This is a genomic window from Alkalicoccobacillus plakortidis, from assembly GCF_023703085.1.
Lineage (GTDB): Bacteria > Bacillota > Bacilli > Bacillales > Bacillaceae_D > Alkalicoccobacillus > Alkalicoccobacillus plakortidis.
The window spans coordinates 26,593-39,135 of sequence record NZ_JAMQJY010000007.1 but is presented as its reverse complement, the minus strand read 5'-3'; the positions used below and the strand labels follow the sequence as shown (position 1 = coordinate 39,135).

Annotated in this window: 10 protein-coding genes and 1 pseudogene; 2 read left to right on the top strand and 9 right to left on the bottom strand. The window is 38.7% G+C overall.

Annotated features, from left to right (window positions below):
- Positions 1–363: 363 nt before the first annotated feature.
- The 3 genes and pseudogenes from NDM98_RS22555 to glmS form a co-directional block, all read right to left on the bottom strand.
- Positions 364–690: a hypothetical protein gene (locus NDM98_RS22555; RefSeq protein WP_251611711.1), complete on the bottom strand. Its 327-nt coding sequence runs from the start codon at positions 688–690 to the stop codon at positions 364–366.
- A 278-nt stretch (positions 691–968) separates the two neighbouring features.
- Positions 969–1,736, bottom strand: a complete 768-nt coding sequence (locus NDM98_RS22550; RefSeq protein ID WP_251611710.1) for a nucleotidyltransferase domain-containing protein — start codon at positions 1,734–1,736, stop codon at positions 969–971.
- Between the two features lie 447 nt (positions 1,737–2,183).
- Positions 2,184–3,987: pseudogene (gene glmS / locus NDM98_RS22545) on the bottom strand (glutamine--fructose-6-phosphate transaminase (isomerizing)).
- Positions 3,988–4,516: 529 nt separating this feature from the next.
- On the opposite strand from glmS, the gene NDM98_RS22540 reads away from it, so the two are divergent.
- On the top strand, positions 4,517–5,068 hold the full coding sequence (locus tag NDM98_RS22540) for a sugar O-acetyltransferase (RefSeq protein ID WP_251611709.1): 552 nt from the start codon (positions 4,517–4,519) through the stop codon (positions 5,066–5,068).
- A gap of 60 nt (positions 5,069–5,128) precedes the next feature.
- Here NDM98_RS22540 and NDM98_RS22535 read toward each other — a convergent pair whose 3' ends face one another.
- Entirely contained in the window at positions 5,129–6,169 is a 1,041-nt protein-coding gene (locus NDM98_RS22535; protein ID WP_251611708.1) for an NAD(P)-dependent alcohol dehydrogenase, read from the bottom strand.
- A 186-nt stretch (positions 6,170–6,355) separates the two neighbouring features.
- Here NDM98_RS22535 and NDM98_RS22530 point away from each other — a divergent pair, with 186 nt between their 5' ends.
- A complete protein-coding gene (locus NDM98_RS22530; RefSeq protein ID WP_251611707.1) occupies positions 6,356–6,745 on the top strand; it encodes a MerR family transcriptional regulator in 390 nt (129 codons plus the stop codon).
- Between the two features lie 142 nt (positions 6,746–6,887).
- On the opposite strand, the gene NDM98_RS22525 is transcribed toward NDM98_RS22530, so the two are convergent.
- The 5 genes from NDM98_RS22525 to NDM98_RS22505 all read right to left on the bottom strand — a co-directional run bounded on the left by NDM98_RS22525 (position 6,888) and on the right by NDM98_RS22505 (position 12,199).
- Positions 6,888–7,571, bottom strand: a complete 684-nt coding sequence (locus tag NDM98_RS22525) for a response regulator transcription factor (protein WP_251611706.1) — start codon at positions 7,569–7,571, stop codon at positions 6,888–6,890.
- Positions 7,564–8,709 (bottom strand): alanine racemase, encoded by a 1,146-nt coding sequence (gene alr, locus NDM98_RS22520; RefSeq protein WP_251611705.1) that lies wholly within the window; start codon positions 8,707–8,709, stop codon positions 7,564–7,566. The genes NDM98_RS22525 and alr overlap by 8 nt, the downstream gene beginning before the upstream one ends.
- Positions 8,706–9,773: a D-alanine--D-alanine ligase family protein gene (locus NDM98_RS22515; RefSeq protein ID WP_251611704.1), complete on the bottom strand. Its 1,068-nt coding sequence runs from the start codon at positions 9,771–9,773 to the stop codon at positions 8,706–8,708. The genes alr and NDM98_RS22515 overlap by 4 nt, the downstream gene beginning before the upstream one ends.
- Positions 9,774–9,901: 128 nt before the next feature.
- The gene (locus NDM98_RS22510) at positions 9,902–11,041 is read right to left on the bottom strand and encodes a sensor histidine kinase (RefSeq protein WP_251611703.1); all 1,140 of its coding nucleotides are present in this window, start codon (positions 11,039–11,041) and stop codon (positions 9,902–9,904) included.
- Between the two features lie 228 nt (positions 11,042–11,269).
- Positions 11,270–12,199: a D-alanyl-D-alanine carboxypeptidase family protein gene (locus NDM98_RS22505; protein WP_251611702.1), complete on the bottom strand. Its 930-nt coding sequence runs from the start codon at positions 12,197–12,199 to the stop codon at positions 11,270–11,272.
- Positions 12,200–12,543: the final 344 nt, after the last annotated feature.

Below are 12,543 nucleotides of genomic sequence, written 5' to 3'. Positions count from 1 at the left end.
TTGGTTTGAGTGCAAGATAATGAGTTAGAAAAGGGGAAATGTGAGTTTTATACCTTGTATTATTATGTGTTAAGATTGGAACTGATCTTTACTTTTGGAGGTTTTATCTATGCTTTTCCTTAAGAAATACTCTTTAAGATTTTTTTAGCTTTCATTTTATGTTTTTCTTTTGGATTAATTAGAAATTTCTTCATTGAAACACCCACACCTTTTGGTCTCATATTAACGTACTCATTTTATTTCTCAATTCTACTGGTTTTCTTTAATTCACTCTTCAATTCATTTAACTTGAAAAGTAAAAGTTAATATAAAAACTGTAAAAGAGCGCAACCTCTACTAGGTTTGCGCTCTTAATTAGTTTAATTATATTTTTTGATTAGGATTAGCAATACAAGAAGCGTATATTAGTGTTAACGACGCAGCTATTCCAGCAAGCGCCTTTGCTCCCTTCATCCACTGTTTATCCAATATAGCATTATAATCCGTTGATAAAGCTGCTCCAATCACTACAAATTCTTTTGAAATTCTTGCTCCTATACATTCGTCTAGGGCATCTCCATTATCAGTACGAACCTTACATCTAAAATCATTTTTAGGACAATTTCTATTGTTTTCGATAGAAAAAGTCGCTTCATCTTCTAGATTTTGCTCTTCTAAAGATATTTCTTGCATAGCATCTTTTAATGCCATAAATTCTTCCTTAACCTCATCTGTTCCCATACACTTACGTTAAATTGAAGAACCCGTTTTGAAAAAAGATTGATCAAAACGGGTTCTTCAATTGTTAAACATTGCACATTGTATGAAAGAAAGTTTAATCATTTTCTCTGAACGTTCTTCAACTAAAGCACCCGTTAGCTGAAGAAGCGTATATATTTATTTGACTTGATGTGATCATAATTTTGTTGGCCTTCATTTTTACATTTGAAGGTCCTTTTTTCGGGCAATTGCGCAAACGATCCGAAGTGTTAGTCGAAGGAAGTTCTGGAAGCAGCCATTGCATTTAAGGCGTTCTCAAAATAGCTATATACTTCATCTGCAATTCCCAGAAACTCTTCAACAAGTACATTACTATCCAAGTAACAAGCATACAGATAATCAACTAAAGCGGAGTCAATCTCACAATAGTTTAAGATGGCATTCTTCATCTTAATAATGTCATCTTCCCATACACCTGTATCTTCTAAAATCAAAGAGTACAATGCACGAATTAATCTCTTAGAGTAACCTTTAATATATCTAGTTTTCATTGTGTTATCACTAGCACTACAAAGTAAACTATGTATACGATCTACTTCCTCCTTGGTCTCTGTATTTAAGTCTAAAATGAACTCTGGAGAAATAATTATCGGTGGTACTTTTTCACCAATGTCCTGACCATATATGCAAACACAAATGATCTTAACCCAAAAACCCCACTCATTCGGTTTACTTAATACATCGTCAATCGAACAAATTATCGTATCAATCTTAGTTACTACTGGATATTCTTCCAAAAGCCTGTCTTTAATATTTGACAACCTTTCGTAATCGATATCTTTGGGGTTTACACATACAATAGTAAAGTCTGCATCTGACTTAAAAGGTTTAGCAGTTCCTTTTGGAATCGAGCCACACATATAAATGCTATGAATCTTACCTTTAAATTCGGTAAGTATATTATCTATATACTTATCAACAAAATCCTTATATTCACTTTGTATTACAATTCTATTTATGACTTTTTCTAATATCATATAGACTCCTCCTAAACTAAACTTCTTTCAGCTAACGTCTTAATTTAATTTAAGAACTTCGTAAATAATCCATAGATGAGTTATTCGGGAAGGTATTCAACTATCCTGCCCCGTTAGTTGAATAACTTCGACTACTCCACCACATAATTCTAACATTAATTTCCTTAGTCCTAAGGAGTAAAAGAAAAAACGTTCCTATGTAAGGAACGCCAATTAAAAGGGAAACCGATTTAATTCCTTTAAATAACATCGCGACTTTCTTCAAACCATCGCAACTTTTTTATAAACATCGCAACTTTATTTCAAAGCTACACTTAAAAGATCCCTCACACTTAAAAGTATGAGGGATCTTTGATGTGAAAATACAATTTGAAATATTTTTGATTTTCACTATTTAGTTACCATCTTTTTTGTAACTCAATAGGTGCTTTTGTGTTATTTTATCCCCTACTCAACCGTCACACTCTTCGCAAGGTTACGTGGCTTATCAACGTCACACTCTCTGTGCAATGCTGCATAATAAGAGATCAACTGCATTGGAATAACTGCGGCTAGAGCAGATAAGTGCTCGTGCACGCGTGGAAGTACGATTTGGTCGTCGGCTTCGTTGATACCTTCCATGCTGATGGTGCAGACGTGGGCGCCGCGTGCTTCTACTTCTTGGGCGTTTCCGCGAATGCTTAAGTTAACGTGTTCTTGTGTTGCTAATGCAAACACTGGTGTGCCTTCTTCAATTAAGGCAATTGTTCCGTGCTTCAGCTCTCCTCCAGCGAATCCTTCTGCTTGGATGTATGAGATTTCTTTTAGCTTCAGGGCACCTTCAACCACTACATAGTAGTCTGATGCGCGTCCGATAAAGAAGGCGTTACGTGTAACGGATAGGAAGTCACGTGCGACTTTCTCCATTTCTTCCTTCTGTGCTGTTAGGACTTCCATCGCGTTTGCGACGATACCTAGTTCTTGCAATGGATCGAAGTCTAGCTCGATACCAGCAGAACGGGCTACGTCTACAGCAAGAATCGCGAATACAGCGATTTGTGCTGTGTATGCTTTTGTAGAAGCAACAGCGATTTCAGGTCCAACGTATGTGTGAAGGGTGAAATCTGCTTCACGAGAAAGCGTGGATCCTGGTACATTTGTGATTGTTAGGGCTTTGTAGCCTTTTTTCTTCACGTCGACTAATACACCTCTTGAGTCGGCAGTTTCACCACTTTGAGAGATGAAGATAAAGAGTGGGTTCTCTGATAATAACGGCATATTGTACAGGAATTCGCTGGCAATATGCACTTCAACTGGGCGGTTAGCTAGCTTTTCAATTAGCTGCTTTCCAACAAGACCTGCGTGGTAGCTTGTTCCAGCTGCAATGATATAGATGCGGTCGCTTGTTTTGACAGCTTCACGGATGTCCGCGTCGATACGAAGGCCACCGTCTTCATTTTGATACTTTTGGATGATGTTACGCATAACAAACGGCTGCTCATCAATTTCCTTCAGCATAAAGTGAGGGTAGGTTCCTTTTTCGATATCACTCATATCAAGCTCAGCTGTATAAGGCTCGCGTTCTACTTTTACACCGGCAAGGGTTTCGATTGTGATAGAATCACGTTTTACGATGACGATCTCCTGATCCATGATCTCAACAAACTGATCCGTCACAGCAAGCATCGCCATTGCATCAGATGCAATAACATTCACATTTTCACCTACGCCAATAAGAAGCGGGCTTTTATTTTTACCGACAAATACGGTTTCTTTGTTTTCTTTATCAAGTAAGGCTAGAGCGTATGATCCTTTTAGTAGAGATAACGTCTCACGGAAGGCTTGTTCCGTGTTGTGGCCTTGTTCTACAAAATGCTCGATGATCTGAACAATGACCTCTGTGTCTGTATCACTTGCTAGCTCTTTGTTACTTAGGTAGTTCGCTTTTAGTTCTTTGTAGTTCTCAATGACACCATTGTGTACGAGGGTGAAACGGGCACTTGTGCTCTGATGCGGGTGTGCATTCAACTGACTTGGTACGCCATGCGTTGCCCAAGCGAGTGTGTCCAATTCCAACTGTTGCGCTGGTATCATTGTCCACAACTTCACGTAAGGAAGCGATACGTCCTTTTTCCTTGAATACGTGTACACCCTCTCCGTTAGTCAGGGCAATACCGGCTGAGTCATAGCCACGGTACTCAAGCTTTTCAAGTCCTTGAAGCAAGATTTCCTTTGCATCTTCCGTTCCTACATAACCTACAATTCCACACATAAATGGTTACCTCCCATAGTCGGGGGCAAGCAACCTGAGGGCATACTTGCCCCCACTCTTATCAATTTTAGTTTCTATATGGGCATGGCACTTCTGGCTTTGTCCATCAGGTCACCCTGATGTTTTTTACAGAAGCTTGGCGGCTGTCATGCGTCAGCCGGAGGGCATCCGCCGATAAAATCGATAAACCCTCTCCTCGTCAACTGACCCAAATTCCGATCGTGGGGCAGTTCAGGCGCTTTATGTTGCTGTAATACTTACGGTCCTCCTCTCATGTAATCCAGAATAATCATACCCGATTGACTAAGTGCCGTCAATGCAGGTTGTGAAGCTCTGAGTGGGGTGTACCGTGTAGTGTATGCGGGAAACTCGCGGGTGGTGTGGGATTCGGGGAATTGTCTAATTTTGTGGCATTCGGAAGGCGGTTTGTGGTGGTTAGCGCTTTACCTAGAGTTAACTCTAGGTGATAGGATTATTTTGTAGTGGAACGCTAGTAAAAAGGAGTGACTGTTAATGAAAAAAGATATTTTTGAACGGGACCTTGCTTGGAGAAGTAGTCTCCCTTCAAGATCCTGAATTCTCTAAAATGGCTCAAGCTATCGATCGCGCCCAACAGATAATCGCTAAACTGAATACTGGTTATCATAATGCTGATGAGGTGAGACTTTTATTTGGAGAATTAACAGGGAACGACATAGATGAGTCATTCGAGTTATTACCTCCCTTTTATACAGACTTTGGTCAAAATATAAAAGTAGGTCAAGATGTCTTCATCAATTCAGGCTGCACGATTATGGATCGAGGTGGGATTACGCTTGAGGACCATGTACTAATTGCTCCAAAAGTAAACCTGGTTACTACTAATCATCCCATTTCTCCTTCCAATCGTCGATCAACTATATCAAAGCCAATTTATATCAAAAAAAGAGCGTGGATTGGAATCGCTGCAACCATTATGCCTGGTGTGACTGTTGGTGAAAATTCCATTGTTTCTGCAGGCGCTGTCGTAACAAAGGATGTTCCTGACAATGTGATTGTTGCCGGAGTTCCAGCTAAAGTGATTAAGTCCATTGAGGAGTAAAATGCGCAACAAAAAAAGATGCCCTTAACTGAATATTAAGGACATCTTTTTTCTATACACTTACATCGTACTCGTATCAATAACAAAGCGGTATTTTACATCTGATCCCAGGACACGTTTGTAGGCTGCATCAATCTCATCAGCAGAAATCACTTCGATATCTGGTGTGATATTATGCTCCGCACAGAAATTCAACATTTCCTGTGTTTCACGAATACCACCAATCATCGATCCTGCAAATGAACGGCGACGTCCTATTAATGACATCACATGAACAGATAATGGTTCTGCAGGAGCACCCACGTTAACCATTGTTCCATCAAGAGCTAGCAAGTTAATATATGCACCCACGTCGATTTTCGCACTAACCGTATTGATGATTAGATCAAACGTACCAGCAAGTTTCTCAAAGGTTTCTGGTTCACTTGTTGCATAATACTCTTTTGCTCCAAATTTTAACCCGTCTTCTTTTTTGTTTAATGTTTGTGAAAGAACAGTTACCTCGGCTCCCATAGCATGTGCAATCTTAACCGCTACGTGGCCAAGTCCTCCCATACCAACGACTGCTACTTTTTTACCTGGTCCTGCTTCCCAACGATTTAATGGTGAGAAGGTAGTAATTCCTGCGCAAAGTAGTGGTGCTGCTGCATCTAACTCAATATTATCAGGAATCTGAACAACAAATCCTTCCGTTACAACGATATGAGTAGAATATCCTCCTTGTGTAGGCTCACCATATTTATCAACACCAACGTAAGTAGGGATGTTCCCTTTGTTACAGTATTGTTCTTCCCCTTTTTGGCAGTTCTCACATTCTCCACAAGAATCAACCATACAACCGACACCTACACGGTCACCAACTTTATACTTGGTTACCTCAGGACCGACCTCTGTTACAATCCCAGCAATCTCATGTCCTGGAACTAACGGATAGTTGACCTCTCCCCACTCACCATGAGCCGTGTGGATATCCGAATGACAAATACCTGCGAATTTAATCTCAATTAAAACGTCATGTAGATCGAGGTCACGCCTAGTAATCTCCGCTTCCCGGAAACCTTTATCTGGACCATCTACTGCACGAGCCTTTGCTTTTACCATATGATCGAACCTCCAACGTTTTTGTATGATAGAGAGTCCTGCCCTCTAACAACACTAGCGTAAGCCCTAAAGTTAACTCTAGGTCAAGTAAAAAGATCTGGTTTGGATCGTTGAAGGTGAATATGCTAAGATACAGTAAAGCTAAAGTTAACTCGAACTCTATAGTTTAGGAATAGGAGAGATATAATGATGACTTACTCAATTGGCGAAGTTGCAGAAGAAATGAATTTAACCGTCCATACATTACGCTACTATGATAAGGAAGGGCTCATGCCTTTTGTGGAACGTTCTCCGAGTGGAACTCGTCTATTCAAAGAATCTGACCTAGAATCGCTAAAAATTATTCAGTGCCTTAAATCTAGTGGAATGCCAATAAAAGAAATCAAAGGATTTATCGGTTGGTGTGCTGAGGGAGATTCTACCTTAAAGCAGAGATATGAGATGTTTTTGGAACGAAAAGCGACAGTAGAAGCTCAGATGGAAGAACTAAAACAAACGATGGAGATCATTAATCATAAATGCCATTATTATATGACGGCATTGGATGCGGGGACAGAGGCGATTCATAAAAAATGACAAAATAGAAGCTACTTATTATCTTGTATGCAGATAATGAGTAGCTTCTGGCATGTTAGTGCTCATGATAAAAATACTTATGTGAAATTATAGGTTGTGAAGGCTCTAATGCGTGTATAGGAGTTTCCTTACTTCTTCATAGTTATTCAACCTTATAACCAACCCCCCAAACTGTTTGTATGACTTTGTAACCTAATGCTTTCTCCAACTTATCTCGTAAATTACTGATATGAACCATTACCGTATTATTTGAATCGTAATACTTCTCCTTCCATACGTGTTGGAATATTGTTTCTGAGTCAAACACTTGTCCTGTGTTACTTGCTAGTAGATATAAGATCTCGAATTCTTTTGAGGTTAACTTGATCTCAAGTTCTCCAACGATCGCCTGATATTTCTTTTTATTTATGGTAAGCTCCCCTAATTCGAGCAGCGTGTTATCTTTTGGTGTATCTCGGTAATAGTAGGCTCTTCTTAATAAGGCTTTGATTCTCACAATGAGCTCAAGTGTATTAAAAGGTTTGATTAAGTAGTCATCAGCCCCGGTCATAATCCCAGTAATTTTATCCATATCTTCTGATTTGGCGCTAATCATCAGAATAGGTAGGTCCTGACTTTGTCTAACTGTTTGGCAAAACTCTAACCCATTCATTTCAGGCATCATAACATCTAATACAATTAAGTCAGTATGGTGTTTTTCCATTTGTTTAAGTGCTTCTAATCCATTACTTGCTGTCATTGTTGTGAATCCTTCATTTTTGAGAGAAATACTTACTAGATGAGCAATCTCATGGTCATCGTCTACAATCAATATATGCTTAGACAAGTGTTTCCACATCCTTCTCGTTGCTTGATGTATAAAGTCTAACCGTACGGAGCGAGAATTGACATGCGAGGTCATTGGTAATAGTGTGAGCTTTTTCTGCTATCGTAGACATCATAATTTTCTTAGTTTGACTTGTACCTATTAATACTACTTGATCTTCTTCGCTTACTCCAACTATATTCGTTACATCAATCATTAATTGATCCATACACACACTTCCAATTATTCTTGCATACTGCCCATTCACTAAAACGGGCACAGCCTTTCCCGATAGACTTCTCGGATAGCCATCTGCATATCCAATAGAGACGGTTGCAATTTTCCTTGGTTCGTTGAAATTAACGATACGACCATATCCAACATATTCTTCAGCCTTAACTATTTTAATCATAGAGATGCTAGCTTTAAGCTCTAGAATTGGCTTTAAATCTACTTCTTTTACTTCACCAGATGGAATCCCAAAAAGCATAATTCCAGGCCTCACATAATCAAATTGTAGATGTGATTGATTAATAATTCCTGCACTATTTTGCAAATGAGTTCGACCATACGAAAACCCATCCAGTTCTTTTAAGCATAGTTCATACCTATTAATCTGGACCTGAGTATAAGCGAGGTCTTCCGGCTTGAAACTATCTGCTACAGACAAATGACTATAAATTCCATTCACTCTCAGATCTTTATAGGAAAATAGCTCTTTAATGACATTTGTCTGATCGTAAGCAAAACCAATTCGATTCATTCCTGTGTCCACTTTAATCTCAACCTTAATCATAACCCTAGCTGAGCAAGCAGCAGAAGCCAATAATTTTACATACCATTCCGAAAAGACCGTTTGAATCAATCTGTGGCGAGCTAACTGATAAACATTTTGAACAGGCGTAAAACCTAGAATCAAAATGTCTGCAAAAGGAAGCAAGCCCCTTACCTCAATTGCTTCTTCAAGCGTTGCTACAGCAAAGGATGTTACTCCTGCTTGGTGTAAGCTTAAGGTGATTTGCTCTAAGCCATGACCATATGCATCCGCTTTGACAACAGCCATAATCTTAGTTTTCTTAGAAATTAAGGCATTAATTTGTTGAACATTATGATTGAGGCGATCAAGATGTATATCTACCCACGCTCTTGGCCGGTTCAAGATGCTTCACCCCTGCGAATAGCAAGCTCTATTAATTCATCAAGTAATTCAGAATATGAGATGCCAGATGCTTCTATCATTTTTGGATATCTGCTAGAAGTCGTAAAACCAGGCATCGTATTAATTTCATTAAAAATGATTGCCCCATCGCCTTGAACAAAGAAATCAACTCTCGCTAATCCTTTACAACCTAATAATTGATAGATTTGAATGCCTAGTTCTTGCACCTTATTCAGCACATGTTGCTCTTGTCTTGCAGGTACATATTGTTTTATCTCACCTAAAAGATATTTATCGTCAAAATCAAGAAACTCCTTACTAGGCTCAATTTCTCCAATCAGTCCAGTTTCAGGAGACTCGTTACCATATACTGCGCACCCGACTTCCATTCCTTTTATGGCTCCCTCACAAAGAACCTTCTCATCAAAGATAAAAGCTCGTTCTATTGCAGCACGTAACTCCAAGTCATTCGATGCTTTTGTAATTCCATACGATGACCCTGAATTCGCTGGTTTAACAAATATCGGGTACCCAACCTTTTCCTTTGCCCATGCCTCTACATCTAGAGAACAGTATTGATGCTGATGAAAGAAAATAAATTCAGTAGTGCGCAAACCTACGCTTTTCACTATTTGCTGAGCAAATACCTTGTCCATGCAAAGAGCAGAGCTTAGAGTTCCGCAGCCAACGTATGGAACATTTGATATATCAAATAAACCTTGTATGGTTCCATCCTCACCATTTTTCCCATGAAGAACAGGAAAGTAACAATCAATGTGCAGATAGGTATGTTCCGCCTCATCTAAGACTATTAATCCTGGCTTTTGATGATCTGGACTAATCACAACTCTTCTTAAAAACGGGCTTTTCTCCCAAGATTTATCTTTAATTTGTTGGCTAATCCCGTCAAATTTATACCACCTACCATTTTTAGTGATACCAATTTTTATTACATGATATTTTGCTGCAGGGATCGATTCAATTACGGCTGCCGCAGACTGCAGAGACACCTCGTGCTCCGTTGATACTCCACCAAAAAGGATGGCTATTGTTCTTCTTTCCATTTTATATATCTCCCCTAACTTCTTATAATGTCCTCATCATAAGAAAAGCTGTTAAAGAAACCAGAAAGAAAATCTTAAGAAACATAAAGAAATATATCTTTGTAGAAAAAAAGAAAAAGCCCTAGGAATTAATCCTTAAGAGCCTTCTCATATGTTTTTTCTACGATATTAGGGAGTGTTACAGTAAAAGCTGTTCCTGCCTGATCACTTGTCACTCGAATGGATCCCCCATGTAATTCAATAATATTCTTTGCAATAGCCAGGCCTAAACCGGAACCACCTGTGTCTTTAGAGCGTGATTGATCAACTCGATAGAACCTTTCAAATATAAACGGAAGCTCAGATTGTGAAATAGGCTCTCCATAATTTCGAACTTCAATTATGGATCCCTTAGGTTCACGACTTAAAGTAAGATCAATAAATGGAGCGTCTGATCCATACTTGATCGCATTACTAATGATATTCTCGAAGACTCTTGAAAGCTTTTCTCCATCTACAAGCTGCTTCACTTCTTCATCCGGAAGGTGCAACCTGAGATTTAATTTTGCATCCTTCATTTGAAGGTAAAAATGTGATGCTAACTGGTTAATGACTTCCTTCAGGTCTATATGCGCTTTATTCAGAATCAATTTTGGGTTTTTAGTACGAATATATTCAAATAAATCATTCACCATTGTGTTCATTTGTTTTGTTTTTTCATATGCAATTTCCGTATAATAGCGTAACGTGACTTCGTCTTTATATTGATCCCTTTCAATCAAATTGAGGTATCCCATAATTGAAGTGAGCGGTGTTCGTAGATCATGAGAGACATTTGTAATGAGTTCTGTTTTCGATTGTTCAGCAACTCTCTCTTCATAAACTGTTTTCTCAAGCTTTTCAACTAACTGATTCACCTGCCTAGCCAATTGACCAAACTCATGATTGTCTTTAACTTCTACTCGTTGAGTAAGTTGTCCACTGACCATTTGATCTAAATCTTTCTCAATCTTAACAAAATAACGGATATACCTATGGCTGATCATCAGAAAACTGATTAGAATACCTAGTAAAAATAAAATAAAGACCAGATCAAAGAATTGATCTACATAAAAGGATATTGTTTCGCCGGAAGCCACAGCAATTCGATCAAATAGATTTACATATCCTAAAGAAGAAGTCATCCGATAACTAAAGTAAAGACCAGCAATGGCCAAGCTAGTTAGAAAAACACTTATCAGCAAAAACATTGCTAATTTAAAGACAAAACTCATGTAGCGCTTATCCAATAATCTCTTCCTTTCCTTAAAGGTAGTTTACTGACTTTGCCTGGTACACCAGCATAAAGATAATGTAACTGACAGTTTGCCTGGAGAACTAAGCCTTCAAAGATTGTACAACTATCCCATCGTGTTACTCCAAGTAAACTTACTGAACCCGCTCCGAATCTCAACACGATCAAGCGTCAGACTAGCAAAACAACAGACCATATTTATGACTTACACGTCTACAATAGCTCAATCCGTTTCATACACCCCTATCATATCATTTTTGGATTCATTCCATAGCGCTATTCCAACGTCTCTCCACTTTACAATAGAAGCCTCTAATGAAGGAACGTACCGCTGATTAAACGCGTGTGAAAACAACTTCTGAGTTTTCATAAAACGCGAGTCGTAATGTGAAGTCCCTAACACAACAGATATATACCGTTTTCCATCCCTTTCTGCCGTTCCCACAAAACAATACCCGGCTTCATCTGTGTAACCTGTCTTTAATCCATCAAGTCCATCAAAAGCCAGTGTAGGTTTCGTTAACATATTATTAGTTGTATGAACACGTTCATTTGAATAAGCAAGCGTATACGAAGATCTAGATGTATCCTGAAGAACTTTAGGAAAATCATTTATTAAGGCTTTTGCTAACAGCGCAACATCCTGTGCGCTCATTTGATTACTTCCTTTATCTATCTCTGTAAGCCCGGTTGGATTTACAAAGCTTGTATTTGTTAAGCCAAGTGCCTGTGCCTTTTTGTTCATTCGATCAGTAAAAGCTATTTCACTACCAGCAATATACTCAGCTAACGCAGTTGTTGCGTTATTTGCAGAGGGTAAGAGCATAGCCATATACAAATCACGGACTGAAACAACATCCCCTTCCGAAATATCAATTCTTGCACCCTCTTTGCTACTTGCTGCCTCACTTATATGAACGGTATCTTCCCATGCAATCGTGCCAGCTTCTAGCTCTTCCAGAACAAGATACTCTGTCATCATTTTCGAAATACTCGCAACAGGTACAGCCTTGTTAATCTCTGATTCAATAAGATTCTTATCCTTATTCAGATCGAACAGTAATGTCGGTCCATTATCAGCTTGAAGATTAGGTGTTAAAAATAGTAATAGCCCTAACCCAAAACAACCTATCGTCATCAATCTTTTAATCATGCCCATCAGCTCCTTATGAACAGAGCTTAACGATTAAAACATAAGAAATCGCAAAGAAATCCTTAAGATTTCTAAAGTAGCTAGATAGGTCTGTGTAAAAGCATATAAAACCGTCATCGAGTTATATACTCAATAACGGTCTAATTTAAAACTCAGTCTATGATCCAACGGGTTTCCTTTTTCAAATCAATCATTGGACGATATTATTCCCCCTAAAAGATGAGGTACCTTCTCATTTTCTGACTAACCAAAGCTGAATTAACCGGGCTAGGAAACTTAATATCCTGCGAATTAGAGGCGAACTTGGAATGTTAGATTTCAATTTAGGCTCGTCACCTTTGCAA